The organism is Curtobacterium sp. L1-20, assembly GCF_048755855.1.
In the GTDB taxonomy this organism is placed as follows: domain Bacteria; phylum Actinomycetota; class Actinomycetes; order Actinomycetales; family Microbacteriaceae; genus Curtobacterium.
The window spans coordinates 3021065-3047146 of sequence record NZ_CP151473.1 but is presented as its reverse complement, the minus strand read 5'-3'; the positions used below and the strand labels follow the sequence as shown (position 1 = coordinate 3047146).

General features: G+C 71.6%; 22 protein-coding genes, 1 tRNA gene and 1 pseudogene. 11 read left to right on the top strand and 13 right to left on the bottom strand.

Annotated features, from left to right (window positions below; genetic code table 11):
* Positions 1–28: 28 nt before the first annotated feature.
* The 3 genes from AAEP86_RS15775 (at position 29) to AAEP86_RS15765 (ending at position 2077) form a co-directional block, all read left to right on the top strand.
* Entirely contained in the window at positions 29–1171 is a 1143-nt protein-coding gene (locus AAEP86_RS15775; RefSeq protein WP_420368240.1) for a DNA polymerase III subunit delta', read from the top strand.
* Between the two features lie 162 nt (positions 1172–1333).
* Positions 1334–1957, top strand: coding sequence for a TetR/AcrR family transcriptional regulator (locus tag AAEP86_RS15770; protein ID WP_420368239.1), 624 nt, complete (start codon positions 1334–1336; stop codon positions 1955–1957).
* Positions 1958–2004: 47 nt separating this feature from the next.
* Positions 2005–2077, top strand: a tRNA-Thr gene (locus tag AAEP86_RS15765).
* A gap of 172 nt (positions 2078–2249) precedes the next feature.
* Here AAEP86_RS15765 and AAEP86_RS15760 read toward each other — a convergent pair.
* Complete coding sequence (locus AAEP86_RS15760) at positions 2250–2912, bottom strand: dihydrofolate reductase family protein (protein WP_420368238.1); 663 nt, start codon at positions 2910–2912, stop codon at positions 2250–2252.
* A 161-nt stretch (positions 2913–3073) separates the two neighbouring features.
* Positions 3074–4756 (bottom strand): HAD family acid phosphatase, encoded by a 1683-nt coding sequence (locus AAEP86_RS15755; protein WP_420368237.1) that lies wholly within the window; start codon positions 4754–4756, stop codon positions 3074–3076.
* A 195-nt stretch (positions 4757–4951) separates the two neighbouring features.
* Between AAEP86_RS15755 and AAEP86_RS15750 the strand changes: the two genes are divergently transcribed.
* The 4 genes from AAEP86_RS15750 (at position 4952) to AAEP86_RS15735 (ending at position 9679) form a co-directional block, all read left to right on the top strand.
* Positions 4952–5986: a Gfo/Idh/MocA family protein gene (locus AAEP86_RS15750; RefSeq protein WP_420368236.1), complete on the top strand. Its 1035-nt coding sequence runs from the start codon at positions 4952–4954 to the stop codon at positions 5984–5986.
* A gap of 11 nt (positions 5987–5997) precedes the next feature.
* Positions 5998–7503, top strand: coding sequence for a D-alanyl-D-alanine carboxypeptidase/D-alanyl-D-alanine-endopeptidase (locus AAEP86_RS15745; protein WP_420368235.1), 1506 nt, complete (start codon positions 5998–6000; stop codon positions 7501–7503).
* Positions 7504–7526: 23 nt separating this feature from the next.
* The gene (locus tag AAEP86_RS15740; RefSeq protein WP_420368234.1) at positions 7527–8147 is read left to right on the top strand and encodes an isochorismatase family protein; all 621 of its coding nucleotides are present in this window, start codon (positions 7527–7529) and stop codon (positions 8145–8147) included.
* A 104-nt stretch (positions 8148–8251) separates the two neighbouring features.
* Positions 8252–9679 carry an NAD-dependent succinate-semialdehyde dehydrogenase gene (locus AAEP86_RS15735; RefSeq protein ID WP_420370510.1) on the top strand — a complete coding sequence of 476 codons (1428 nt, stop codon included), beginning with the start codon at positions 8252–8254 and terminating at the stop codon, positions 9677–9679.
* Positions 9680–9728: 49 nt separating this feature from the next.
* Here AAEP86_RS15735 and AAEP86_RS15730 read toward each other — a convergent pair whose 3' ends face one another.
* The 10 genes and pseudogenes from AAEP86_RS15730 to AAEP86_RS15685 all read right to left on the bottom strand — a co-directional run bounded on the left by AAEP86_RS15730 (position 9729) and on the right by AAEP86_RS15685 (position 19640).
* Entirely contained in the window at positions 9729–11585 is a 1857-nt protein-coding gene (locus AAEP86_RS15730; RefSeq protein ID WP_420368233.1) for an ABC transporter ATP-binding protein, read from the bottom strand.
* 7 nt (positions 11586–11592) lie between these two features.
* Positions 11593–11808: a hypothetical protein gene (locus AAEP86_RS15725; RefSeq protein ID WP_420368232.1), complete on the bottom strand. Its 216-nt coding sequence runs from the start codon at positions 11806–11808 to the stop codon at positions 11593–11595.
* A 634-nt stretch (positions 11809–12442) separates the two neighbouring features.
* Entirely contained in the window at positions 12443–13855 is a 1413-nt protein-coding gene (locus tag AAEP86_RS15720; RefSeq protein ID WP_420368231.1) for an MFS transporter, read from the bottom strand.
* A gap of 202 nt (positions 13856–14057) precedes the next feature.
* Positions 14058–14684: pseudogene (gene ribA / locus AAEP86_RS15715) on the bottom strand (GTP cyclohydrolase II); the annotation flags it as partial.
* Positions 14685–14713: 29 nt separating this feature from the next.
* Complete coding sequence (gene ribD / locus AAEP86_RS15710) at positions 14714–15766, bottom strand: bifunctional diaminohydroxyphosphoribosylaminopyrimidine deaminase/5-amino-6-(5-phosphoribosylamino)uracil reductase RibD (RefSeq protein WP_420370509.1); 1053 nt, start codon at positions 15764–15766, stop codon at positions 14714–14716.
* 66 nt (positions 15767–15832) lie between these two features.
* The gene (locus tag AAEP86_RS15705; RefSeq protein ID WP_420368230.1) at positions 15833–16390 is read right to left on the bottom strand and encodes a GNAT family N-acetyltransferase; all 558 of its coding nucleotides are present in this window, start codon (positions 16388–16390) and stop codon (positions 15833–15835) included.
* A gap of 32 nt (positions 16391–16422) precedes the next feature.
* Positions 16423–17433 carry a tryptophan--tRNA ligase gene (gene trpS / locus AAEP86_RS15700; RefSeq protein WP_420368229.1) on the bottom strand — a complete coding sequence of 337 codons (1011 nt, stop codon included), beginning with the start codon at positions 17431–17433 and terminating at the stop codon, positions 16423–16425.
* A gap of 39 nt (positions 17434–17472) precedes the next feature.
* Positions 17473–18330 (bottom strand): exodeoxyribonuclease III, encoded by an 858-nt coding sequence (locus AAEP86_RS15695; RefSeq protein ID WP_420368228.1) that lies wholly within the window; start codon positions 18328–18330, stop codon positions 17473–17475.
* Positions 18331–18497: 167 nt separating this feature from the next.
* Positions 18498–18770: an HPr family phosphocarrier protein gene (locus AAEP86_RS15690; RefSeq protein ID WP_420368227.1), complete on the bottom strand. Its 273-nt coding sequence runs from the start codon at positions 18768–18770 to the stop codon at positions 18498–18500.
* A 99-nt stretch (positions 18771–18869) separates the two neighbouring features.
* Entirely contained in the window at positions 18870–19640 is a 771-nt protein-coding gene (locus AAEP86_RS15685) for a DeoR/GlpR family DNA-binding transcription regulator (protein ID WP_420368226.1), read from the bottom strand.
* A gap of 262 nt (positions 19641–19902) precedes the next feature.
* Here AAEP86_RS15685 and ptsP point away from each other — a divergent pair, with 262 nt between their 5' ends.
* The 4 genes from ptsP (at position 19903) to AAEP86_RS15665 (ending at position 24878) form a co-directional block, all read left to right on the top strand.
* Complete coding sequence (ptsP, locus tag AAEP86_RS15680; protein WP_420368225.1) at positions 19903–21558, top strand: phosphoenolpyruvate--protein phosphotransferase; 1656 nt, start codon at positions 19903–19905, stop codon at positions 21556–21558.
* Between the two features lie 77 nt (positions 21559–21635).
* The gene (locus tag AAEP86_RS15675; protein WP_420368224.1) at positions 21636–23192 is read left to right on the top strand and encodes a PTS mannitol transporter subunit IICB; all 1557 of its coding nucleotides are present in this window, start codon (positions 21636–21638) and stop codon (positions 23190–23192) included.
* An 88-nt stretch (positions 23193–23280) separates the two neighbouring features.
* Positions 23281–23718, top strand: coding sequence for a PTS sugar transporter subunit IIA (locus tag AAEP86_RS15670; protein WP_022907882.1), 438 nt, complete (start codon positions 23281–23283; stop codon positions 23716–23718).
* Positions 23715–24878 (top strand): mannitol-1-phosphate 5-dehydrogenase, encoded by a 1164-nt coding sequence (locus tag AAEP86_RS15665; protein ID WP_420368223.1) that lies wholly within the window; start codon positions 23715–23717, stop codon positions 24876–24878. Before AAEP86_RS15670 ends, AAEP86_RS15665 begins: the two co-directional genes overlap by 4 nt.
* A 159-nt stretch (positions 24879–25037) precedes the next feature.
* On the opposite strand, the gene AAEP86_RS15660 is transcribed toward AAEP86_RS15665, so the two are convergent.
* The gene (locus AAEP86_RS15660; protein WP_420368222.1) at positions 25038–26015 is read right to left on the bottom strand and encodes a diacylglycerol/lipid kinase family protein; all 978 of its coding nucleotides are present in this window, start codon (positions 26013–26015) and stop codon (positions 25038–25040) included.
* Between the last annotated feature and the right edge of the window lie 67 nt (positions 26016–26082).

Genomic DNA, 26082 nt, shown 5'->3' with positions numbered 1-26082 from the left:
TGACGGTGGCGACTGGCAGGATGGCGCCGTGAGCGTGTGGGACGGCCTGACCGGGCAGGAAGAAGCGGTCGCATCGCTGCGGCACGCGGCCGAGTCGCCGGACGGCACCGGCGGGATGACCCACTCTTGGCTGATCACCGGGCCGCCGGGGTCCGGTCGGTCGAACGTCGCGACGGCCTTCGCCGCGGCGCTCGTGGGCAGCGGTCCGGACGACGACCACACCCTGCGGCAGATCGCCGCGAAGACCCACCCCGACGTGTCGGTGCTCACGACACAGCGGGTCATCATCACGATCGACGAGATCCGAGCGCTCGTGACCTCGTCGTACTACTCGCCCTCCGTCGGCCGGTACCGCGTCGTCATCATCGAGGACGCCGACCGCATGACGGAGCGCACCTCGAACCTGCTGCTCAAGGCGCTCGAGGAGCCACCGGAGCGGACGGTGTGGATCCTCTGCGCACCGAGCGAGGCCGACCTGCTGCCGACGATCCGGTCGCGGGTCCGCTCGGTCCGCCTCCGCGTGCCCGGGATCGAGTCCGTCGCTGACCTGCTGGTCGCCCGCACCGGAGTCGACCGCGTGCTCGCGATGGACGCCGCCCGACAGGCGCAGAGCCACATCGGCATGGCGCAGCGCCTCGCAACCAGCTCCGAAGCCCGCGACCGCCGTCGGCGCACGCTGACGACCGTGCTCGGCGTGCGGACCGTCGGCGACGCCGTGATGGCGGCGGCCGACCTGCTCGCCGTCGCGGACGAGGACGCCAAGGCCATCACCGAGCAGCGCGACTCCGAGGAACGCGACGCGGCCCTGCGCTCCCTCGGGATCGAGCCGGGCGGGACCGTGCCGCCGGCGCTGCGCTCGCAGCTGCGCGCCCTCGAGGACGACCAGAAGCGACGGGCGACGCGCAGCCTCCGGGACGGCCTCGACCGCATCCTGGTCGATGTCTCGTCGCTGTACCGGGACCTGCTGCTACTCGGCCTCGGCGCTCCGGCCGAACCGGTCAACCTCGCGATGCGCGAGCACCTCGACCGGGCGCTCGAGTCGGTCACACCGGCCGCCGCGCTCGAGGTACTCGACGCCGTCGCCCTCGCCCGGCAGCGGATCGCGGCCAACGTCGCGGCGCTCCTCGCACTCGAGGCGCTCCTCGTCACCGTCGCCCGCGCCAGCCGCTGACTCCTCGCGCGTCCGAGACGCCGCCGGTCAGCGCAGCCGTCCCTGGGATTCGGCACGGTGTCTCGTGAGCCGCACCGCGCCTCCAGTCCGACACGGCGGCCCGGACCCGGACCGCCGGACGCGACCAGCCTGCGCCACGGCCCAGCGTGGGACAATCGCCGCATGTCCGACGCAGAACCCGGCCTGCGCGAGCGGAAGCGCCGCGCCACCCGTCTCGCGATCCAGCAGGCCGCGCTCCGGATCGCGATCGAGGACGGGTTGCAGGCGGTCACGGTCGACGAGATCTCCCGCCGGGCCGACGTGTCCCCGCGGACCTTCTTCAACTACTTCCCGAACAAGGAGGGTGCGCTCCTCGGCGACGACCCGACCCTGCCGGACGACGACGCTCGTGCCGCGTTCGTGGCCGGGGGACCGAAGGGCGACCTGCTGGCCGACCTCGGGACGCTGCTCGTCAACGCGACCCGGGAGCTCGTCGAGGAGCGCGGTCTCATCGCGGAACGGCAGCAGGTGCTCCGCGCCGCGCCCGAGCTGTTCAGCCGACGCATGGAGTCGATGAAGGAGTTCCAGGCCGAGGTCGAACGTGCCGTGGGGGAACGGATCGCCGGTCAGTTGCCCGACCCCGTGGCCCTGCGGCGTCACGCGCGCCTCGCAGCCCTGGTCGCCCTGGCCGCCCTGCGCCACGCATGGTGGGAGTGGTCGGACGCCGCCGGTGACACGCACCTCGTCGACGAGCTCGAGCGCTCGTTCGCCGAGCTCGACGCGCTCGTTTCGCGTTCTCTCGTCTGAACCTGTATAGTCGTGACCCGTGCCGCTCCGGTCTGACCGGGGCGCCCGCCGCCTTAGCTCAGTCGGTAGAGCGATTCACTCGTAATGAATAGGTCGTCGGTTCGATTCCGACAGGCGGCTCCGCGAACCCCTTGCTCCCTCGGGAGCAAGGGGTTTCCTGCATCACGGGCACCTGTGGTGCGACGGGCGACGGCGCCCTCCGCCGCGGCGGTCGGCGCCCCGATCGCGTGCTGGTCGGTCCGCCGCGACGGTCGGGTCAGGACGACGGAGGCCCGGACACGGGAGCAGGGGGTCAGTCGACAGGGGACACCTCGCGCCGGTCAAAGGTCACGTGGACGACGCCGGACGGCGATGGGGTGGTGGTGATCGCGAAACGGTCCTCGATCCCCTCGAGACCGTCCCAGAGCCGCTCGCCCCTCCCGAGCACCACGGGGACGAGCACCACGTGCAGGTGGTCCACGAGGTCGGCCGCGAGGAACTGCCGCACCGTCGCGACACCGCCGCCGATCCGGACGTCCGTACCGGGTGCGGCGGCGCGAGCCCGGCGGAGGGCTTCCTCCGGAGTCGCGTCGAGGAAGTGGAACGTCGTCCCACCCGCCATCGTCAGGGGTTCTCGCGGGTGGTGGGTCAGCACGAACACCGGCGTGTGGAACGGCGGCGCGTCGCCCCACCACCCCGTCCACGAGTCGTCCGGCCACGGGCCGCGGACGGGTCCGAACTTGTTGCGGCCCATGATCTCGACGCCGATGCCGTCCGCCCACCGGCGCGCGAACTCGTCGTCGACGTCGGTGGTCCCGCCGGGTGCGCCCTGCATCGACCGGAAGGTGCGCGTGGGGAAGAACCACTGCATCAGCCGTCCGTCGGCGTGGCCGAACGGTCGTTCGAGGGACTGTTCCGCTCCGGCCCCGTAGCCGTCGAGCGAGATCGCGAAGTTGTGCACCCTGACCATCGACATGGGCCAAACATACGACGCCACGGGTCGGGCGACGCGTTCGGGAGCGGCACCGCTGCTCGAGGGGCCGGGGTCACCGGGACCGACCAGGACGGCCCCGGACCCCACATCGTGGAGACCGGGGCCGTTCCCGTGCGCCCGGCAGCCGAGGCCGGGTGCAGCCGTCAGGGCAGGTAGTACGTCGGGTTCGGCAGCTTGATGCTGCGGTCCGCCGACCCGCCGAGCAGGTCGCTGTACTGGTCACCGAGGTTGGCGACCACGTCGTACCGACCGCCGGAGCGCGACTCGATGTGCGCCCGGGTCTGCGACTTGTACTCGACGGTGGTGCACTTCGCAGCGGCGCACGTGATGTACGAGGGCTGCTGGGAGGCGCCGACGCCGGTCCACTTCGTGTAGTAGGTCTGCGTACCGTTCTTGGTCGCGGTGAACTCCGGGTACCCGACCGCGTTCAGGTTCCCGATCGTCGCGGCCTTCTGGTCGTCGTTGCGTCCGGTGAGCCCGATGACCGTGCAGCCGGCGCGCTGGGCGACGGACACGAGCGAGGTCATCGACGGGGTGGCGGGGAAGCGCTCGTCCTGCACCCACTCGTCCTGCAGGGCGGGGTCGAAGACGAAGTGCATGTCCGCGACCTCCATGTCGTAGGTCCAGAGCGTGGTGTCGTCCGCGTCGAGGACGACGGCCGGGTTGCGGTGGAGCTTCCGTCCGACGGCGCACTGCGCGGCGATGACGGGCGCCTGACGCGCGACGATCGACCGCATCTCGCGGATGTAGGGCGAGTCGGTGCGGTTCGCCAGGCCGGTGCCGGGGTCGCCGTAGTACGTGGCGATGGTCTTCTTGACGGAGTCGATGTTCGGGATGCCCTCGCCGCCCTGCGTCGCACCGGAGGAGCCGTCGGCCGCCATCGTGAAGTGCGTGCGCGGGGCCAGCCGGGGCTCGGAGACGCCGGGCAGGTCGGCGGAGGGGAGGTAGTACGTCGGGTTGGGGAGCTTGAGCGCCCGGTCCGCGTACCCGCCCTGCAGGTCGCTCCACTGGTCGCCGATGTTGAGCGTGATGTCGTACCCGAGGTCCTGCTCGATGTGCTTCCGGGTGAGGGCCTTGTACTCGACGGTGGTGCACTTCGCGGTGGCGCAGGTGATGTAGGACGGCTGCTGGGAGGCGCCGACGCCGGTCCACTTCGTGAAGAACCGGTCCTGCGTGAAGGCGGTGTAGCCGACCTTGGTCAGGTTCTCGACGGTGGCGGCCTTCTGGTCGTCGTTGCGGCCGGTGAGCCCGAAGATCGTGAAGCCCATCGCCTGGGCGCGGTTGACGAAGCCGACCATCGACGGGGTGGCGGGGAAGCGCTCGTCCTGCACCCATTCGTCCTGACGGGCGGGGTCGAAGACGAAGTGCATGTCCGCGACCTCCATGTCGTAGGTCCAGAGCGTCGTGTCGTCGGCGTCGAGCACGATCGCCGGCTTCTCGCCGTGACGGACCGCGCGGTCGTGGATGCGCTGCAGCCCCGCGGCCTGCCGGTCGACGATCGATCGCATCTCGCGGATGTAGGGCGAGTCGGTGCGGTTCGCCAGGCCGGTGCCGGGGTCGCCGTAGTACGCGGCGATGGTCTTCTTGACGGAGTCGATGTTCGGGATGCCCTCGCCGCCCTGCGTCGCACCGGAGGAGCCGTCGGCCGCCATCGTGAAGTGCGTGCGCGGGGTCAGACCGGCGTCGCTCGAGTGGCCGGGCCCGTGTCCGGGGTCGTGGCCGGGCGCACCCCATCCGTGTGCGGCCGCGGGGCTGACCCCGACGAGGGTGGAGGTGAGGACGATCGCCGCGCTCGTGGCGACGACGGACAGGACGGACCGGCGCATGGAGGACCTGATCGCTTTCTGCTGGGCGGACCACGGGGCGGGACCACCATGGTGGTGACGCCCCGGAGCGGGTGGGCGGTACCCCTGTTCGAGGGACCTGGCAGCACGCTAGCTGGCAATCGGCCGTGGAGTCCATACCAAGGTGCTGGAGGTGGACAGCGGTGGTCCGCTCCCTGCTGCTGGTAGACAGGACGCATGACGGTTCGCTGGGGAGTCATCGGGACGGGCGGCATCGCCCGGTCCTTCGTCGGGGACTGCACCCCCGCCGGCATCGAGTTCGTGGCGGTCGGCAGCCGCACGCCCGCGGCCGCGCAGGCGTTCGCCGCCGAGTTCGGCATCGCGCGGGCGCACGGGTCCTACGAGGAACTCGTCGCCGACCCCGAGGTCGACGCGGTGTACGTCGCGACGCCGCACTCCCGGCACGCCGACGACGCGCTCCTGGCGATCGCGGCCGGCAAGCACGTCCTCGTCGAGAAGGCCTTCACGATCACCGCGGAGGAAGCCCGCCGCGTCGTGGACGCGGCCCGGCGTGCGGACGTGGCGGTGATGGAGGCGATGTGGACCCGGTTCCTGCCGCAGATGTCGATGATCCGCGAGATGCTCGCCGAGGGGCGGATCGGTCGCGTCCGCGTCGTCGAGGCGACGCACCACCAGGCCCTGCCGTCCGACCCGCGACACCGGCTGAACGACCCGGCGCTCGGCGGCGGCGCGCTCCTCGACCTCGGTATCTACCCGATCTCGTTCGCGGTCGACGTGCTCGGCGTCCCCACCGGGGTCGTCGCGGCGGGATCGCTCAGCGACCAGGGTGTCGACACGCAGATGGGACTGGTCCTCACCCACGAGGGTGGGACCCAGTCGATGATCCACTTCGGGCTCGACCTGCGCAGCCCGAACACCGCCTCGGTGATCGGCGAGGAGGGGCGGATCGACCTCGATGCCACCTGGTACACCCCGACGACGTGGCGCGTCCGGGACCGCGACGGTGTGATCGTCGAGGAGTTCGACGGACGTGAGGAACTCGCCGGCTACGCGCACGAGGCCCGTGCCTTCGAGTCGATGATCTCGTCCGGCGACCACCAGGGCGGTGCGATGGACCCGGAGGAGACCGTCGCGATCATGGCCCTGATGGACGAGGCGCGGCGCCAGGTGGGCGTCCGGTACGCCGCAGACGATCGTCCCGTGACCACGCATCCGGGATCCGGCCTGGAGGCTCCTCCCGCAGTTCCGTAGGATCGTCCGCGATGTCCGACCAGCAGCCAGCACCGCGCTCCGTCGCGGAACGCCTCCGCCACACGCTCGCCACCCTCCGTGCCTCGGCCGCGCGCCGCCCGGTGCCGTGGATCGCCGGTGGTCTGGCGACGGTGCTCGTGCTCGGATCCGGCGGTGCCGTCGCGGTCGCCGCGGCCACGATGCCCGCGCCGCGTCCCTCCGCCGCTCCGGTCGCCGCCGCGACCCCGACACCGTCGACGTCCTCGTCCTCGTCCACGACGACGCCGGAGCCGTCGAGCACCCCGACGCCCACCGGGCGCTCCGTGCCGGCGAAGGTCCCCGGGCCGTCCGCGCTCCGCACCTGCACGATCTCCGACGCCGCTTCGGCGAGTGGCCTGGGGGCGTTCGAGGGCTACGTGATGAACGCGAAGACCGGCGAGGTCCTGTTCTCGCGGAACGGCGACAAGGCGGCCCAGACGGGCAGCGTCATGAAGACCCTCACGACGGCGACCGCCCTCGCCGTCGTCGGAGGCGGTTACCGCATCCCGACCACCGTCACGCGCGAGTCCGGCGGAGCGGTGGCCCTCGTCGGGCACGGCGACGCGACGCTCTCCGCCGGCGGTGCGACCGTCTACCCGGGCGCTCCGACCCTCGGCCAGCTCGCGCAGCAGGTCAAGGCGAAGCTCGGCAACACCCCGGTCACGACGATCGTCACGGACGACACCTACTGGAACGACGCCGACGCCTGGGACCCGACCTGGCCCGTCAGCGAGCGGACGATCGGCTACCAGCCGAACGTCACGGCCCTCATGGTCGACGGCGACCGGGCGAACCCCGGAGCCGCGACCTCGCCTCGGTCCACGGACCCGGTGGGACGCGCGGGCTCCCTCTTCCGCACCGCGCTCGCGAACGCCGGCGTCGTGGGGGCGGCGAACGCGCCGATCGTGAAGCGCGCCACGACGAGCACCGACACGATCGCCACGGTGTCGTCCCAGCCGGTGTCGACGCTCATCGGTCAGATGATCCCGAACTCGGACAACACCCTCGCCGAGATGCTCGCCCGGGTGTCGTCGAAGCAGTCGGGGTCGAACGGGTCCGCCGCGTCCCTGACGTCGGTGTACCAGAAGGCACTCGGCTCCTACGGCGTCGACCCGGCCGGCATCGTCATCAAGGACGGATCGGGCGAGAGCGCGGCGAACGCGGTCTCCCCGGCCTTCGTCGCCCACCTCATGGTGCAGGTCGCCGCCGGCGCGAAGGGACTCGGCACCCTCGCGAACGCGCTGCCCGTGTCCGGCCAGTCCGGCACGCTCGCCAGCCGCTTCACCGGAGCGAACGCGGTCGCCCGGGGCAAGGTGCACGCGAAGACCGGCTGGATCGACAGCGCGAACACCCTCGGTGGCTACATCGACGCGGCGGACGGCTCGCGCCTGACGTTCGCCTTCTACGCGATCGGGTCGTCGCGGGCCGCGGCGCTGCCGGCCCTCGACCGCGTCACGGCGGCGACGTACTCGTGTGGGAGCCGCCTCACCGGCTCCTGATGCGCGGGGTGTTGGATGGCTCCATGGCCAGGGCACTCCTCATCGTCGACGTCCAGAACGACTTCACCGAGGGCGGCGCACTCGCCGTCGCCGGGGGAGCGGGGATCGCGCGACGCATCTCCGCGTTCCTCGGTCGGCACGCCGACGAGTACGACCTCATCGTGGCGTCGCGCGACTGGCACCACGGCGACGACGACAACGGCGGACACTTCGCCGGTGCGGCGGAACCCGACTTCGAGACGACCTGGCCGGTGCACTGCGTCGCCGGGACACCCGGGGCGGAGTACCACCCGGACCTCGACACCGATCCCGTCGACGTGCACGTCTTCAAGGGACAGGGGACGCCGGACTACTCGGCGTTCCAGGGCCGCACCGACGACGACGTCCTGCTGCAGGACGTCCTGGGCGAGCACCACGTGACGTCGGTCGACGTCGTGGGCATCGCCACGGACCACTGCGTGCGGGCATCGGCGCTCGACGCGCTTGCCGCCGGGTACGCCGTCGAGGTCCTCGACGACCTGGTGGTGGGGGTGGACACGGAACGGAGCGCGCGGGCCCTCGACGAGGTCCGGACCGCCGGTGGGCACATCGGCACGAGCGACATGGACGAGGGGTTGGCGAACCCCGGAGGAGCAGTACTGTGACCGACACGACCGACACGACCGACACGACCGACACGACCACCGCGACCGGACCGACGACCACGGTCTCGGACGACAACGTCTCCGTCCCCGACGTCCCCACCGGGCTGTTCATCGGCGGCAGCTGGCGTCCGGCGTCGGGCGGCGCCACGTTCCCGGTCCGCGACCCCTCGACGGGCGAGGTGCTCGCCGAGGTCGCGGACGCGACGCCCGAGGACGGCGTCGCCGCGCTCGACGCCGCGGTGGCCGCCCAGGACGCGTGGGCCGCGACGCCGCCCCGGACGCGCTCGGACCTGCTGCGGGGGGCGTTCGACCTGGTGCGGGAGCACACGGACGACCTCGCAGCCCTGATGACGCTCGAGATGGGGAAGCCCCTGGCCGAGGCGCGGGGCGAGGTCACCTACGGCGGCGAGTTCCTCCGGTGGTTCTCCGAGGAAGCCGTGCGGATCGGCGGCGACTACCGCACGAACCCGGAGGGCACGGGCCGCGGGATCGTCCTCAAGCGTCCCGTGGGCCCGGTGTACGCGATCACCCCGTGGAACTTCCCACTCGCGATGGCCACCCGCAAGATCGGTCCCGCGCTGGCCGCCGGGTGCACGGTCGTCCTCAAGCCGGCCGACCTCACGCCGCTCACGACGCTGTTCCTGGTCGAGCTGTTCCGCCGCGCCGGGCTGCCCGACGGCGTCCTGAACGTCGTGCCCTCCCGTGACGCGAAGGGCTTGTCCGAACCGATCATCGCGGACCGCCGGCTCCGGAAGCTCACCTTCACGGGATCGACCCCGGTCGGGTCGGCGCTCCTCAAGCAGGCCGCGGACAACGTCCTCAAGACGAGCATGGAGCTCGGCGGCAACGCGCCCCTGCTGGTGTTCGACGACGCCGACCTCGACACCGCGGTGAAGGCCGCGATGCTGGCGAAGTTCCGCAACGTCGGCGAGGCCTGCACCGCGGCGAACCGGTTCTTCGTGCAGGAGGGCATCGCGGACGCGTTCACGGCGGCGCTCACCGCGAAGGTCGACGAACTCCGCGTCGGCCGCGGGAGCGAGGACGGCACCACGATGGGTCCGCTCATCGACGACCGCGCGGTGGACAAGGCCGCGAAGCTGGTCGACGACGCGGTGTCCCGGGGCGCGCGCCTCGTCACCGGCGGGCAGCGGGTCGACCGACCCGGCACGTACTACGCACCCACGGTGCTCGACGACGTGCAGCCCGGGTCCGAGATCCTGACGACCGAGATCTTCGGCCCGGTGGTGTCGATCACCCGGTTCGCGACCGAGGAGGAGGGCATCCGGCTCGCGAACGACACGGAGTACGGGCTCGTCGCCTACGCGTTCACGACCGACTTCAGACGGGGTCAGCGTCTTGCGGAGCGGCTCGAGACGGGCATGCTCGGGCTGAACACCGGGGTGGTCTCGAACGCCGCGTTCCCGTTCGGAGGCGTGAAGTCCTCCGGGCTCGGTCGCGAGGGGTCGCACGAGGGTCTCGAGGAGTACCTCGAGACGGTGTACGTCCTCACGCCGGACCCCTTCGCCGTCTGACGTCGCTGCGGGTCCGGGCCGATCGGGCCCGGACCCGCAGCGGTCGGCGTCACACGAGCAGCTGGTGCTTCGCGAGGTCGCGGTACAGCGGCGTCGACTCGACGAGCTCGGAGTGCGTCCCGGTGCCGACGACCCGACCGTGCTCCAGCACGACGATGACGTCCGAATCGACCACCGTGGACAGACGGTGCGCGATGACGAGCAGCGTGCGGTCCTCGGCCACGGCGTCGATCGCGAGCCGCATCTTCTGCTCGTTCACGCCGTCGAGCGACGAGGTGGACTCGTCGAGCAGCAGGATCGGCGGAGCGGCGAGCAGAGCACGTGCGATCGCCAGACGCTGACGCTCGCCGCCGGAGAGCATGACGCCGTCCTCGCCGACCTGCGCGTCGAGGCCCCGGGGGTCCCGGTGCAGGACCTCACCGAGGTTCACCGCCTCGAGCACGCGGGTGCAGTCGTCCTCGGTGGCGTCCGGCGACCCGAGGAGCAGGTTCGCCCGGATCGTGCCGGCGAGGACCGGGGCGTCCTGCTCGACGTACCCGATCTGCGCCCGGAGTTCGGCACGGTCCAGCCCGCGGACGTCGACGCCTCCGAGTCGGATGACGCCGTCCGTGGGGTCGTAGAACCGTTCGATGAGGGCGAGCGTCGTCGACTTGCCGGCACCCGAAGGCCCCACGAGGGCGACGCGGGATCCGCGCGGGACCCGGAAGGAGACGTCGTGCAGCACCGCCTGCTCGTCGTCGGGTGCGCCGGGGAGACGGGTCGTGCCTCCCGGACCGCCGGAGGACGCGTCGGCCGCGACCGCGCCGTCGGGACCGGACGCGTCGGCGGAACCGCGGTAGCGGAAGGAGACGTGCTCGAACGTGATGGCGTCGTTGGTCGCGACCGCGGCGACGGTGCGGACCGCGCCGTCGTCCTGCGCCTCGGTCGGCAGGTGCAGGATCTCCTCGATGCGGCCGAGCGCGCCGAGCGCCTGCGCGACGGCGACGACGGCACCCATGGCCTGACCGAGCGGCATGATCATCATGAAGAGCAGCAGGATGAACGTGATCAGGGTCGCGATCGTGATCGTCCCCGCCGCGACCTGCGCGCCGCCGACGCCGAGCACGGCGATGAACGCCACCTGCATGACGATGCTCGCGACCGGCACCACGAACGCCGACATCCTCGCGATGTCGAGGCCGCGCGCGTAGGCCTCGGTCGCGTGGGTGTCCACCTCGTGCACCTCGCGCTCGGTGGCACCGGCGGCGCGGATGGTCCGCACGGCGCCGATCCCGCGCTCGACCGCCGCGGTGAGGTCGCCGACCTTCTCCTGCGCACGCTTCGACGCGACGCGGATGCGGCGGCTGAGCCCACCGACGACGACGATCGCGACGAGGACGATGACCACCGTGATGCCGAGCAGGAGCGGGTCGATGACGGCCATCGCGATCACCGCGCCGATGAAGGTGAGGGCACCGCCGATCGACTCGATGAGCCCCTGCGTGAGCACGGCGCGCAGCAGGGTGGTGTCGCTGCCGACACGCGAGACGAGGTCACCGGTGCGGCGCGTGTCGAACTCCGAGATCGGCAGGTTGAGGATCCGCGCGATCAGCTTGCGACGCGTGGAGAGCACGACGCCCTCACCGGCGCGCTGGAGCAGGAAGTGCTGGACGCCGTTGAGGAGCCCCGACACGAGCACGAGACCGACGAGCAACCACACGAGCATGCTCAGGGTCCGGCCGTGCTGGACCGCCGTGACCACCTGGTTGACGAGCAGCGGTTGGGCGAGCGATGCACCGGCACCCAGGATGCTCAGGACGATGATCACGACCATCGCGGGCTTGTTCTCGAAGAGGTAGCTGAGCAGTCGGCCGAAGCTGGCACGGGGGCCGTCGGTCTTCTTGGGGCGTGCGAAGGGGGAGCTCATCGTGTTCCTAGTTTCTGCCGTACTTCTTGTGCACTGCCTGGCGACTGACGCCGAGGAGCGTGGCGATCTCCTGCCACGAGGCGCCGGCGTTCCGCGCGCGGCGGGCGGCGAGTTCCTCGGTGCGGTCGAGCTCGCGCCGGAGTTCGCGCACGCTGGCGAGGGCGGAGAACGGGTCGTCCCCGGACGCGCCCTCGGCGAGGCTCGTGATGGTCGGTCGGTCCACGGCGTCAACCTACATTGACGCACCGACACGTGTCAACGTGGGTTGACGCGCGGCGGCTCGCGCTGCGAGAGCGGGCTCGGCGAGCGGGTGCGGCGGCGCGGCGGTCGCGGGACGACATCGTCGATGTCGTACGACAGCGACGGTGTCACAACCACGCGTGCGCGACTGTCGGCGTGTGCAACCAGCGACACGATCGACGTCGTACGACAGCGACGGTGTCACAACCACGCGTGCGCGCCTGTCGGCGTGCGCAACCGCCGGCGTGCGCAACCAGCGACACGACCGATGTCGTACGACAGCGACGGTGTCGCAACCACGCGCGCGCAACTGTCGGCGTGTGCAATGAGCGACACGACCGATGTCGTACGACGTCGACGGTGTCGCAACCACGCGTGCGCGACTGTCGGCGTGTGCAATGAGCGACACGACCGATGTCGTACGACGTCGACGGTGTCGCAACCACGCGTGCGCGACTGTCGGCGTGCGCAACGAGCGACACGATCGACGTCGTACGACATCGACGTTGTCGTTCCGCAGCGGTCAACGCACCAGCGCCCGCCGCGGGAGTACCGACAGACGGACGGGAGGCACGGTGCCAGCTGGCACCGTGCCTCCCGTCGGGGTCGTGCTCGCGTCAGCCGCGCACGTCCGCGGGTGCCGCGTCCGGCGCGCCCGCCCGGTCCGCCTCGTCGAGGGCGGCGCTCCGCGTCTCCCGCACGAACAGGAGGGCGACGAGCGTGACCACGGCGGCGATGGTGAGGTACAGCCCGACCAGGAAGATGTTGCCGTCCGGCTTCCACAGCGCCAGGGCGATCGTCGGCGCGAGCGAGGCGCCGAGGATCGAGGCGACGTTGTACGCGATCGCCGATCCGGTGTACCGGACGTTCGTCGGGAACAGCTCCGGCAGCAGGGCGCCCATCGGCCCGAACGTCAGGCCCATCAGCGACAGGCCGACGATGAGGAACGTCACGACGGTGATCGGGCCGGTCGAGGCCGCGAACCAGAACTGGAACGTGAGGCCGAAGAGCGCGATGCCGATCGTCGTCGGGATGAGCGTCCGCCGACGTCCGAACTTGTCGGCCAGGATCCCGGCGATCGGGGTGAAGATGCCGAAGAACACGACGCCGATCATGAGCAGGCTGAGGAACTCGCCGCGGGAGTAGCCGAGGCCCGGCTTCGGCACGAGCGGTCCGACCTCGGCGCCGGTGGTGCCGTAGGACAGCGTGAAGGTCGTCATGAAGTAGAAGAGCACGTACGTCGCGACCATGCCGAAGGTGCCGATGATGAGGGCCTTCCACGAGGTGCGGAAGACGCGGCCGAGCGGCACCTTGGCGACCGTGCCGGACTCCTGCACGCCGCGGAACACCGTCGACTCGACGAGCTTGAAGCGCACGTAGAGGCCGACGATCACCAGGACGGCGGAGAGCAGGAACGGGATGCGCCAGCCCCACGCCTGGAAGTCCGGGTTGGCGGAACCATCCGCGCCTGCGGGCATCGCCGCGTTGATGGCGATGAACAAGCCGTTCGCGAGCAGGAAGCCGATCGGTGCGCCGAGCTGCGGCATCGAGCCGAAGACGCCGCGCTTGCCTGCCGGCGCGTTCTCGGTCGCGAGGAGGGCCGCGCCGGACCACTCGCCGCCGAGGCCGACGCCCTGCGCGAACCGCATCACCGCGAGGAGCACGGGCGCCCAGATGCCGATGGAGTCGAACGTCGGCAGGCACCCGATCAGGAACGTCGCCGTTCCCATGACGAGGAGCGAGGCGACGAGGGTCGCCTTCCGGCCGACGCGGTCACCGAAGTGTCCGAAGATGATCGACCCGACCGGCCTGGCGAAGAACGCGAGGGCGAAGGTGACGAAGGACGACAGCTGCGACGCGGTCGGGTCCTCGTTCGGGAAGAACAGCGTCGGGAAGACGAGGACCGCGGCGGTCGCGTAGACGTAGAAGTCGTAGAACTCGATGGAGGTACCGACGAGGCTGGCGATCACGACGCGGGAGCGCGGATTGCCGGCGGTCTTCGGGGCTGCTGGTGCCGGTGCGGCGGACATGGGGTGACGGGACTCCGTGGGAGGACGCTCGAGAGGAGCGCAGCGGTGGTCCGGACGGCGGACACCGATCGGTTCGCGCGGGGTGGCGCGGGCACCGGTCGGGTGCGTTCGGGGGTGGTGGTGGACCGCTCGTGACGGGGTGCCCCATCATACGACAGATGTAGCCCACCTGCGAATCCGCCCAGAACGGGCCGAGCGGGTCTCAGGCCAGCGGGCTGCCCGCTTCGAGGTGCGCCGGCAGCTGGTGGCCCATCCGGTCGCGCTTGGTGTCGAGGTACCCGGCGTTCTGTGCGGAGACCCCGACGACGAGCGGCACGAGGCTCTCGACCGTGATGCCGTGCTCCTCGAGCTGCCGGCGCTTCTCGGGGTTGTTCGAGAGCAGCCGGACGCTCGTGATGCCGAGGTCGGCGAGGATGCCGGCGGCGCCGCCGTAGGCGCGCGAGTCCGCCGGGAGCCCGAGTGCCAGGTTGGCGTCGAGGGTGTCGAGCCCGTCCTCCTGCAGACGGTAGGCCTTGAGCTTGTTGATGAGGCCGATCCCACGGCCCTCCTGTCCGCGCAGGTACACGACCACACCGCCCTCGGCGGCGATGGTGTCGAGCGCCGCGTCGAGCTGCGGGCCGCACTCGCACTTCAGGGAGCCGAAGGCCTCACCGGTCAGGCACTCGGAGTGGACGCGGACGAGCGTGCCGTCCGCGGGAACGGCGCCGTCGGGCCCGGTGGCGATGATCGCGACGTGCTCCGCGCTCGTGACGAGGTCGCGGTACGCGCGCATCTCGAACGTGCCGTGCGTGGTCGGGACGTTCGTCGAGACCTCGAAGTGGACCGGGCTGCCCGGGGTGGGGGAGGTGAGGGCGTCGGTCATGTGGTGCTCCGGTCGTTCTGGGGCCCCGCGTCGCCGGGCTCGTCCGCCGCCGGCCTGGCCTGGCGGTGGGGTCGAGCTCGGACCAGCAGGTCGGGGCCGAGGCTGGTGGTCGATAGTACGTCCAACCGTCGTCGCTCGCCGATGCTTCCCACGCCGATGGCGTCGAGGGCGACCCGGGGACCACCGAGCAGCACGGGTGCGAGGTACACGAGGTACTCGTCCACGAGCCCGGCGGCGACGAACGCCGAGGCGACGGTCGGGCCGCCCTCGACGAACACCGAGTGCACACCGCCGTCGCGGAGGGTCCCGAGCGCCGCGGGGAGGTCGTGCCCGGAGAGCGTGACGAGCTCGCGCGGGTGACGGCGGACCGCAGCGTCGACGGGCACGGGGCGGTCGCCCAGGACGACGGGGAGCGGCTGGTCCGGCAGGAGCTCGCCCGCGTCACCCCGTGCGGTGAGGCTCGGGTCGTCCGCGAGCAGCGTGCCGGTCCCGACGAGGATGGCGTCGTGCCCGGCGCGCTGCTCGTGCACGTGCTGGCGCGCGGCGGCCCCGGTGATCCACCGGCTCGTGCCGTCGGCCGCGGCGACCCGCCCGTCGAGGCTCGACGCCCACTTCACGGTGACCCACGGCCGGCCCGTGCGGACGGAGTGCAACCACCGCTCGAGGAACGCCTCGGCCTGGTCGGCGAGGACGCCCGGGACGACGTCGACGCCGCCGGCCCGGAGCCGGTCGCCGCCGCCGTGCGCGGCCGGGCCCGGGTCGTCGATCGCGTACACCACGCGACCGATCCCGGCCTCGAGGAGCGCGACGGCGCACGGTCCGGTCCGTCCGGTGTGGTTGCAGGGTTCGAGGGTCACGACGGCGGTCGCACCACGGAGGTGCTCCGGAGGGACCTGCGTCATGGCGTCGACCTCGGCGTGCGGGGTGCCCGCCCCCTTGTGCCAGCCCTCGCCGAGGACGTCACCCGTCGGCGAGAGGATCACGGCGCCGACGCGGGCGTGGTCGCCGACGGCCGGCCCGAGCGCCGCCAGGTCGAGCGCTCGGCGCATCGCGCGGACCTCCGCCGGAGTGGCGGCGGTCGTCGTCGGATCGGAGGCGCTGGTCACGGGTCGAGACTACCGGCGGCGGTCCAGTGACACGTCACCGAACGACTCGTCCGGCCAGGAGCGGTCGGACGCCGGGGCGCCGTCCGCACGGCGCAGTGCCTTCCACGCGGTCGTCGGGGCGCCGCCGCGTCCGGGGATGAGCGCCGGGCCGGACCCCGTGTACGAGAAGCCCGCCGCACGGGCGACCGCGGCGGACGCGGTGTTGCCGGCGTAGCACTCCCAGTACACGTCGGGAGCGCCCTGCGCGAAGGCCCAGCCGACCACCAGCTCGACGGCCTCGTGCACGAGCCCCTCGCCGCGCGCGGTGGGCGCGAGCCAGAACCCGAGGTCACGGTGGGCGGTCCGGTAGCCGATGATGCCCTCGAGCCAGGTGGAACCCGCCCGGCGGATCGCCCAGGTGTACTCGCGGTCCGACGCCCAGCCCGGGCCGACCAACGCGTCGACGAAGGTGGCGGCGTCGCGGGGCGTGTACGGCGTCGGGACGGTGGTCCAGCGCACGATGTCCGGGTCCTGGCAGGCCTCGGTGATCGCCGCCGTGTCCGCCCGGGTCGGCACGTCGAGGTGCACCCGGGCGGATCCCAGCGAGACGGGCAGCATCGTCAGCCGCGGTGACGGGGCACGAAGCCGATGCGGTCGTAGACCCGGGCGAGGGTCTCGCCCGCGATCGACTCGGCACGCTCGGCGCCGACGGCCAGCAGGCGGTCGAGCTCTGCCGGGTCGTCGAGGAGTTCGAGCGTGCGGGCGCGCACCGGCTCGAGCTCGGCGACCACCGCGTCCGCGACCTCGCCCTTCAGGTCGCCGTAGCCCTTGCCCACGAACGCGTCCTCGAGCGCGGCGACCGGGGTGCCGGTGAACGCGGACAGGATGGTGAGCAGGTTCGTCACGCCCGGCTTCTCCTGCCGGTCCGCACGGATCTCCCGCTCGGCGTCGGTGACGGCCGACCGGATCTTCTTCGCCGTGCGCTTGGGCTCGTCGAGGAGTCGGACGAGGCCGCTGTCGGAGGCCGCCGACTTGCTCATCTTGCTCGTCGGGTCCTGCAGGTCGTAGATCCGCGCGGTCTCGGTCAGGATGCGCGCCTCGGGGACGACGAACGTGTCGCCGAACCGCGAGTTGAACCGGCCGGCGAGGTCACGGGTGAGCTCGACGTGCTGCCGCTGGTCGTCACCGACCGGCACCACCTTCGTGTCGTACAGCAGGATGTCCGACGCCATCAGGATCGGGTAGGTGAAGAGCCCGACCGAGGCGGCCTCGGCGCCCTGGCGCGCCGACTTGTCCTTGAACTGGGTCATCCGGCTGGCTTCGCCGAACCCGGTCAGCGTGTTGAGCACCCAGGCCAGCTCGGCGTGCGCCGGCACGTGCGACTGCACGAACAGGGTCGCCTTCGTCGGGTCGATGCCCGAGGCGATGTACTGCGCGGCCGTCGCACGGGTGTTCGCGCGGAGCTCCGCCGGGTCCTGCGGGGAGGTGATCGCGTGCATGTCGACGACGCAGTAGATGGCGTCGTGGTCGTCGAGCAGGTCGCGCCACTGCATGAGCGCGCCGATGTAGTTGCCGAGGTGGAGCGAGCCGGCCGACGGCTGGATGCCCGAGAAGATGCGCGTCTTGGTCATGGTGGTGCTGTCCTGTTGCTGAGGTGGTGGGGGAGCTGGTCAGATCTCGTAGTCGACGACCACGGGTGCGTGGTCGGACCATCGCTGGTCGTACGCCGCAGCACGGTCGACCGTGTACCCGGTCACCGTGTCGGCGAGTTCCGGCGTCGCCATCTGGTAGTCGATGCGCCAGCCCGTGTCGTTGTCGAAGGCCTGGCCCCGCCACGACCACCACGTGTAGGGGCCGTCCACGTCGCCGGCCTGGGCACGGCCGACGTCGACCCACCCGAGGCCCGGCCCCGTCGACCCGTCGGCGCCCTCGACCGGTTCGCCGTCCGCGCCGAGGAAGCGCGAGAAGTAGGCGCGTTCACGGGGCAGGAAGCCGGCGCGCTTCACGTTGCCCTTCCAGTTCTTGATGTCGCGCTGGTCGTGGCCGACGTTGAGGTCACCGACGACGACCGCGAGCGGGTTGTGCGCGCGGAGGGCGGGCAGACGCTCGGTCATCGCGTCGAGGAACTTCCACTTCTCGTCCTGCTTGGGGGTGTCTGCTTCGCCGGAGTGGACGTAGGCGGAGACGACCGTGACCGTCGTGCCGCCCACCTGGTAGTCGGCCTCGACCCAGCGGCCGGCCGAGTCGAAGTCGTCGGGGCCGAGCTCGACGCGGTGGATCTCCGCACGCTCGTGGCCGGAACCGTGGCGCGAGGCGATCGCGACGCCCGCGCGGCCCTTGGCGGTGGCCGGGTCGTGCACGACGTCCCACTCGTCCCCGAGCAGTGCGGCGATGTCGGCGTCCGACGCGCGGACCTCCTGCAGGGCGAGCACGTCGACGTCGCGGGTGGCCAGCCAGTCGCCCATCCCCTTCCGGAACGCGGCACGGATGCCGTTCACGTTGACGGATGCGAGGCGCAGGCGTGTCATGCAGGACACCCTATCGGCGGGGTCGGACGTCCGCGGACGCGCCGTCGACGGGGTGGACGCGACCCGTGGACGGCGTCGCGACACGCAGACGGACGGGAGGCGCGGTGCCGGCCGGCACCGCGCCTCCCGTCCGTCAGACGGTCACGTCGGGGACGTGACCGACGTCGTCAGGCCGCGTCGTGGTCCGTCTGCAGGAAGTCGACCAGGCTGTCCGCCGTCGCCTCGGCGTCGTCACCGGTCACGGTGAGCGTGACCTCGTCGCCGTTCTCGATGCCGAGCCCCAGCAGGGCGAGGATGCTGCCGGCGTTGCCGGACTTCTCGCCCTTCGCGATCGTGACCTGGTGCCCCGAGGCCGTCACGGTCTGGACGAACAGGGAGGCGGGGCGGGCGTGCAGGCCGGACGCGCTGGCGACGGTGACGGTGCGGGTGGCTTCGGACATCGATGGACTCCTCGTCGAACGGTGGAGCGCTCATGCTAGCGAGCGCGGTGTGGGTGGGTACTGGGTGGCTGGGCGCGGGGCGGGTCCGGTGCCGGGCCGTCACTCGCGGCCGGGCCAGAGGACCTCGGTCCCGGCGGCCTCGACCTCGCGGACCAGGTCGGCGTTGACGCCCGGGTCGGTGATGATGGTGTCGATCGCGGCGAGCGGGGCGACGCGGCCGAACTCCTCGCGTCCGAACTTCGTGTGGTCGGCGAGCAGGATGCTGCGGCGGGCCGACTTGATCATCGCGCTCTTCACCGCCGCCTCGGCCATGTTGTGCGTCGTCAGCCCGCGCTCGGGCGTGATGCCGTTGATGCTGATGAAGGCCACGTCGACGCTCACCATGCCGATGAGCTGGTGGGTCCAGGTGCCGACGCCGGCGAGCGAGTCGCTCCGGATGTTCCCGCCGAGCAGGTGCAGGTCGATGCCGGCCCGGCCGGCGACGGCCATCGCGACCGGCAGCGAGTGGGTCACGACGGTCAGGCCACGGTCGGTGGGCAGCATCTCGGCCAGGCAGATGGTCGAGGTGCCGGCGTCGATCATGACGGACCCGTTCTCCGGCAGCTCGTCGAGCGCGGCCTCGGCGATGACCATCTTCTCGGACTGGTTGATGCCGCCACGGTCGCCGACGCCCGGGTGCAGGGTGATCCGTTCGACGGGGATGGCGCCCCCGTGGGCGCGGCGGACCAGTCCGCGGCGTTCGAGCGACGTGAGGTCGCGCCGGATCGTCTCCGGGGTCACGGCGAGGAGTTCGGCGAGGTCCTTCACGTCGACCCGACCCTGCGCGCGTGCCCGTTCGACGATGCGCTGGTGGCGCTCTGGTGCGTACATCACGGGCCTCGTCGTCTGGGAGTGGTGGAGTCGGAACGGAACGGACACGACCGGGCACGTCTGTGGCGGAGTCGCGCCGAACGGATCAGCCGTCAGACGCAAACGGGCATCTGTTTCTGCATTTTTATCCCCGGATGTGTTTGTTTGTCAACGCGGATCGGGGTATGGTGCTGCTCAGCCGCACCGGCGGGGTCCGTCTCCGCGCCGCGCGCACCGAACGAACCACCCCACCGCAAGCGCGTGTGAGATGAAGGAGTCTCGAATGTCCGAACTGCTCGGAACCGGCGTCGGCCGTGGCGTCGCCCACGGCCCCGTGCTCCGGATGGCGGACCCGCTCGGCGAACCGTCGACGGCAGCGCTCGAGGGTCCGGCGGGCGACGCGAAGCAGGCGGTCGCCACGGCGATCGCCGCGGTGGCAGAGGACCTCAACAAGCGCGGACAGCTCGCCGGCGGCGACGCCCAGGCCGTGCTCGAGGCGCAGGCGCTCATGGCGCAGGACCCCACGCTCCTCGACGACGTGCACGCCCGCATCGACGGCGGCACCAACCCGGAGCGCGCCGTGCACGAGGCGTTCGGCCAGTTCCGCGACCTGCTCGTCGGCATGGGTGGCTACATGGGGGAGCGCGCGGCCGACCTCGACGACGTCGCGCAGCGCATCGTCGCGAAGCTCCGCGGCGTCCCGGCACCCGGCGTCCCGGAGTCGGACACCCCGTTCGTGCTCGTCGCCCGCGACCTCGCCCCGGCGGACACCGCGCTCCTCGACCTCGACAAGGTCCTCGCGCTCGTCACGCGCGACGGCGGTCCGACCTCGCACACCGCGATCCTCGCCCGCGCGAAGGGCATCACCGCGATCGTCGGCGTCACCGGGGCCGACGACCTCGCCGAGGGGCAGTCCGTCGTGGTGGACGCCGTCGCCGGCACCGTCGTGACCGACCCGTCCGAGGCACTCGTCGCCGAGGTCGAGCAGCGCATCGCCGACCGCCTGGCCGCGGCGGCCGCACCGCTCACCGCCGGTGCCCTCGCCGACGGCCACACCGTCCCCCTGCTCGCGAACCTCGGCAGCCCCGCCGACGCCGCGGGCGCCGTGTCCCTCGGTGCGGAGGGCGTGGGGCTCTTCCGCACCGAGTTCCTCTTCCTCGACTCGCCGAAGGCGCCCACCGTCGAGGAACAGAAGGAGTCCTACAAGCAGCTCCTCGAGGCGTTCCCCGGCAAGAAGGTCGTCGTCCGGGCGCTCGACGCCGGCGCCGACAAGCCGCTGCCGTTCCTCACCGACAAGGACGAGGAGAACCCGGCGCTCGGACGCCGCGGTCTCCGCGCACTCCGGACCCACCCCGAGGTGCTGCGCGACCAGCTCACCGCGCTCGCGCAGGCCGACGCCGAGACCGAGGCCGACCTCTGGGTGATGGCCCCGATGGTCGCCGACGCCGAGGAGACCGAGTACTTCGTCGACCTCGCCCGCGAGCTCGGTATCCGGACTGCCGGCGTGATGGCCGAGGTGCCGTCGCTCGCGCTGATGGCGGACCAGGTGTTCACCTCCGCCGACTTCGTGTCGATCGGCACGAACGACCTGACCCAGTACACGATGGCCGCCGACCGCATGCTCGGCACCGTCGCCTCCTACCAGGACCCGTGGCACCCCGCGGTGCTCCGCCTGGTCGCCCAGCTCGGCAGCGCCGGTGCCGCGGCGGGCAAGCCCGTCGGCATCTGCGGTGAGGCCGCGGCCGACCCGCTGCTCGCCGTCGTGCTCGTCGGCCTCGGCGCCACCACCCTCTCCATGACCCCCGCGGCCCTGGCCGACGTGCGCGCCGAACTCGCCGGCCACACGCTCGACCAGGCCCGCGAGATGGCCCAGGCGGCACTCGCCGCGAGCACCGCGGCGGCTGCGAAGTCCGCTGCGGCCGCCGCGCACGCCGTCTGAGCCGGCCCCACAGCACCACCCGTTCCCAGCACCACCTCCCACTCACAGCAGCAGCACCTCACAGAAAGTCACCGCACATGACAACGTCGTCCGTTGCAGCGCCCGACGCTCCCGCGAAGTCGCGGGGCGGCGCACGCGTCGCCGTTCAGAAGTTCGGCACGTTCCTCTCCGGCATGGTCATGCCCAACATCGCGATCTTCATCGCGTGGGGCCTCATCACCGCCTTCTTCATCGAGACCGGTTGGACGCCCGTCGGCGTCCTCGGCGGCTTCGGCGAGACGAACGGGGTCGCCAACATCGGCCTCGTGAGCCCGATCCTGACCTACCTGATCCCGCTCGCGATCGCCTTCCAGGGCGGCCGGATGATCTACGAGACCCGCGGCGCCGTCGTGGGCTCGATCATGGCCATGGGCGTCATCATCGGCGCCAACGGCACGATCATGATCCTCGGCGCGATGATCTGCGGGCCGCTCGGCGCGTACCTCATCAAGCAGATCGACAAGATCTGGGACGGCAAGATCAAGCCGGGCTTCGAGATGCTCGTCAACAACTACGCGGCCGGCATCCTCGGGTTCGCGCTGGCGCTCATCGGCTTCTTCTGGCTCGCACCGCTGTTCAAGCTCATCGCCGAGGGCCTCGGCGCCGCGGTGAAGTTCCTCGTCGACAGCTCGCTGCTCCCGCTCGCCAGCGTGATCATCGAGCCCGCGAAGGTGTTCTTCCTCAACAACGCGATCAACCACGGCGTGCTCGACCAGCTCGGCGCGCAGCAGGTCCAGGAGTCGGGCAAGTCGATCCTCTTCCTGCTCGAGGCGAACCCCGGCCCCGGTCTCGGCATCCTGCTCGCCTTCACCTTCTTCGGTGTCGGCATCGCCCGCTCGACCGCACCCGGCGCGATCCTCATCCAGTTCTTCGGCGGCATCCACGAGATCTACTTCCCGTACGTGCTGCAGAAGCCGGTCCTGTTCCTCGCCGTCATCCTCGGTGGTGCCACGGGCGTCGCGACCAACGTCGCCTTCCAGTCCGGCCTCGTCGCCCCGGCATCGCCGGGTTCGATCATCGCCGTCCTCACCGCCACGGCGAAAGACAGCTACGTCGGCGTCATCCTCTCGGTCATCCTGTCCGCAGCGGTCTCGTTCGCGGTCGCGTCCTTCTTCCTCCTCGCCAGCCGCAAGCGCGACCTGGCGAACGGCAACGGTGACATGAGCGCCGCGATGGCGAAGCTCCAGGCGAACAAGGGCCGCGACGTCAACGCCGCGACCGCGGGTCTCCTCGGTAACAACTCGCCGGCGAACGAGGAAGAGGCCGAGGCCTCCCTGGGCGGCGTCGGCTCGGCCAGCACCGCGACGGCGACGAAGGTCCAGAACCTCGTGTTCGCCTGCGACGCCGGCATGGGGTCGAGTGCCATGGGTGCCAGCGTCCTGCGCAACAAGATCAAGAAGGCGGGCATCGAAGGGGTCACGGTCTCCAACAAGGCGATCGCGAACCTCAGCGGTGACGAGGACCTGATCATCACGCAGGAGGAGCTGACGGACCGCGCGAAGCAGAAGAACCCGAACGCGCAGCACGTGTCGGTCGGCAACTTCATGAACGCGCCGCAGTACGACCAGGTCGTCGAACAGCTCAAGAACCAGTAACCAAGGTGCAGTATCGGAGGGGACGGGCCACGGCTCGTCCCCTCCACCACGTCCACGACGTCACGTCACGAAGCAAGGAGAACCCCCCATGCCCGTCCTGCAGGAGAGCCAGATCCGGATCCACACCGAGGACACCGCCCCGACGAAGTCGGAGGCGATGAAGGAGGCGGCCGAGATCCTCGAGGCTGCGGGCGCGGTCACGGCGGACTACTACCCGGCGATGCTCGAGCGCGAGAAGAGCGTCTCCACGTACATGGGGAACTTCCTCGCCATCCCGCACGGCACGAACGACGCGAAGGACGCCATCAAGTCCTCGGCGCTCTCGTTCATCCGGTACGCGACGCCGATCGACTGGGACGGCAACCCGGTGCGCTTCGTCGTCGGCATCGCCGGCGTGAACAACGAGCACCTCGACATCCTGTCGAAGATCGCGATCGTGTTCTCCGACGAGGACGAGGTCCAGAAGCTCACGGACGCCCCGGACACCGCGGCGATCCTGTCGATCCTCGGCGAGGTCAACGAGTGAGCGCCGAGCACCCCACCGCCGTCCACTTCGGCGCGGGCAACATCGGCCGCGGCTTCGTCGGGCTCCTGCTCCACGAGGCCGGGTACGAGGTCGTCTTCGCCGACGTCGCGGCCCCGCTCATCGACGCCCTGGCCGCCGCGGACTCGTACACCGTGCACGAGGTCGGCGCCGGGGCGACGGACCACGAGGTCACGAACTTCCGTGCGGTGAACAGCGCGCAGGACGAGGCCGGCGTCATCGCCGAGGTCGCGGCTGCCGACGTCGTCACCTGCGCGGTGGGCCCGACGGTCCTGAAGTTCATCGCACCGGTCATCGCCCGTGCCCTCGTGTCCCGGGACGCCGATGCCGCACCGCTGACGGTCATGGCGTGCGAGAACGCGATCAACGCCACCGACCGCCTGCGCGAGTTCATCGTCGATGCCCTGCCGGCCGAGTCCCGCGACGAGGCGCTGGCGAAGGCGGTCTTCGCGAACACCGCCGTCGACCGCATCGTCCCGGCGCAGCCCGCGGACGGCGGCCTCGACGTCACCGTGGAGACGTACTTCGAGTGGGCCATCGACCGCACGCCCTTCGGCGGGAACGAGCCGTCGATCCCGGGTGCGCACTACGTCGACGGCCTCGCCGCCTCGATCGAGCGCAAGCTCTTCACGGTGAACACCGGGCACGCGACGGTCGCGTACCACGGCTTCCTCGCGGGCGCCGACAAGATCTCGGACGCCGTCGCGATCCCGGCGGTCCGCTCCGAGCTCGAGTCCGTGCTGGCCGAGACGAGCGACCTGCTCGTCCGTCGCCACGAGCTCGACCCCGAGGTGCACCGTTCCTACGTGCAGGCGATCATCGCCCGGTTCGAGAACCCGCACCTGCCGGACACCGTGACCCGTGTCGGTCGGCAGCCCCTGCGGAAGCTCTCGCGCGACGAGCGTTTCGTCTCGCCCGCGGCCGCCCTTGCCGAGGACGGCACCGAGCCGACGGCGCTGCTCGACGCGATGGGAGCGGCGCTCCGCTTCGACGTCGCGGACGACGAGCAGAGCGTGGAGCTCCAGCAGCTGCTGCGGTCGGACCGGTCCGACGCGGACGTCGTGACGGAGATCACCGGACTGGACGAGCAGCACCCGCTGCACGCCGCGTTCGCGGACCGGGTGCGTACCGCCCGCGGGTAGCGGTCTCCTGGTCGGACGGGAGGCGCGGTGCCGGCTGGCACCGCGCCTCCCGTCGTGCCGTACCGCGGTCCGTCATCCCGGCTCCGGCCGCCCGTGCTGTGGACCGGCACCGCGCCTCCCGGGCCGACCGGCGCGACCGGCGCGGCCGGTGCCGGCCGATCAGGCCACGCGGAGGACCAGGCCGTCGTGCTCCACCCGGAGCCGTGCTGCGACGACCGTGCCGAACGGGTCGCCGTCGAGCTGGATCTGCTCCGCCGCGTCGAGCGCGAGGTCGAGCGTCCGCGCCGTCGTGTAGCCGAGGGTGCGGGACCGCGGCAGGAACCGTGCGAGCAGCCGCCCGAAGCCGGTGCGGTGGAAGAACCGGTTGAACGTCAGCCCGTACCCGACCTTCGTCCACCCGAACGCCCCGGACGGGCGGAACGCCACCGCGTCGAGCAGGCCGTCGTCGGGCTGCGCCGCGGGCAGCAGGAGCACACCCGCCGTCAGCGTGCCGCAGTTGCCGACGATGACGGTGTGGGCGCGCATCCCGTGCTCCTGGCCGTCGTCGAGCCGGTACCGCAGGTCGACCTGCCGGTTGCCGACCACGGAGCGGGCGATCGGATCGGAGTAGGCGAGCCAGCCGAAGCGCTTCTTGAGCCGTGCGTTCGTGTCCGCCGCCATCCGCGCGTCGAGTCCGATGCCGGCCATCACCAGGAACGCGTGCTCCGTCGTCTCTCCGGTCGGCGTCGTCAGGGCGGCGAAGGCCACGTCGACGGGTCGGTCGTGGCCGTGGAAGGCCGCGCGGACGGACCGGGTCACGTCGTTGAGCGGCAGGCCGAGGTTGCGCGCGTAGAGGTTGCCGGTGCCCGTCGGCAGCAGGGCGAGGGGGGTGCCGGTGCCGTGCAGGACCTCGGCGGCGACGCGGAGTGTCCCGTCCCCGCCCACCACGAGGACGACGTCGGCGTCCGACCCGTGCGCGGCCGCAGCGGCGGCGGCGCCGTCGTCCGCGGCGTCGGTCTCGAACCACACGGTGTCCGCCCAGCCGGCCGCGGCCTGCTCGGTGGCGACCGCCGCCCGGAGCGCTGCGAGGTCGACCTTGGACGGGTTCACGACGACGGCTGCGCGGGGGACGCGGGCGTGGTTCTCGGGGGTGGACACCGTCACGACGATAGTGCCCGCGCAGCGGCGCCCGGTGACGACGAGCACCCGGTGGGACGGGCGGCGC

Coding starts and splice junctions, on each gene's coding strand:
- AAEP86_RS15770 (WP_420368239.1), top strand. CDS start 1,334: ATGTCCGACGCAGAACCCGGCCTGCGCGAGCGGAAGCGCCGCGCCACC.
- AAEP86_RS15760 (WP_420368238.1), bottom strand. CDS start 2,912: ATGTCGATGGTCAGGGTGCACAACTTCGCGATCTCGCTCGACGGCTAC.
- AAEP86_RS15755 (WP_420368237.1), bottom strand. CDS start 4,756: ATGCGCCGGTCCGTCCTGTCCGTCGTCGCCACGAGCGCGGCGATCGTC.
- AAEP86_RS15750 (WP_420368236.1), top strand. CDS start 4,952: ATGACGGTTCGCTGGGGAGTCATCGGGACGGGCGGCATCGCCCGGTCC.
- AAEP86_RS15745 (WP_420368235.1), top strand. CDS start 5,998: ATGTCCGACCAGCAGCCAGCACCGCGCTCCGTCGCGGAACGCCTCCGC.
- AAEP86_RS15740 (WP_420368234.1), top strand. CDS start 7,527: ATGGCCAGGGCACTCCTCATCGTCGACGTCCAGAACGACTTCACCGAG.
- AAEP86_RS15730 (WP_420368233.1), bottom strand. CDS start 11,585: ATGAGCTCCCCCTTCGCACGCCCCAAGAAGACCGACGGCCCCCGTGCC.
- AAEP86_RS15720 (WP_420368231.1), bottom strand. CDS start 13,855: ATGTCCGCCGCACCGGCACCAGCAGCCCCGAAGACCGCCGGCAATCCG.
- ribD (WP_420370509.1), bottom strand. CDS start 15,766: ATGCGCCGAGCGCTCGACCTGGCGGCGCTCGGGCCGGCCGTCGGCGAC.
- trpS (WP_420368229.1), bottom strand. CDS start 17,433: ATGACCAAGACGCGCATCTTCTCGGGCATCCAGCCGTCGGCCGGCTCG.
- AAEP86_RS15695 (WP_420368228.1), bottom strand. CDS start 18,330: ATGACACGCCTGCGCCTCGCATCCGTCAACGTGAACGGCATCCGTGCC.
- AAEP86_RS15690 (WP_420368227.1), bottom strand. CDS start 18,770: ATGTCCGAAGCCACCCGCACCGTCACCGTCGCCAGCGCGTCCGGCCTG.
- AAEP86_RS15685 (WP_420368226.1), bottom strand. CDS start 19,640: ATGTACGCACCAGAGCGCCACCAGCGCATCGTCGAACGGGCACGCGCG.
- ptsP (WP_420368225.1), top strand. CDS start 19,903: ATGTCCGAACTGCTCGGAACCGGCGTCGGCCGTGGCGTCGCCCACGGC.
- AAEP86_RS15675 (WP_420368224.1), top strand. CDS start 21,636: ATGACAACGTCGTCCGTTGCAGCGCCCGACGCTCCCGCGAAGTCGCGG.
- AAEP86_RS15670 (WP_022907882.1), top strand. CDS start 23,281: ATGCCCGTCCTGCAGGAGAGCCAGATCCGGATCCACACCGAGGACACC.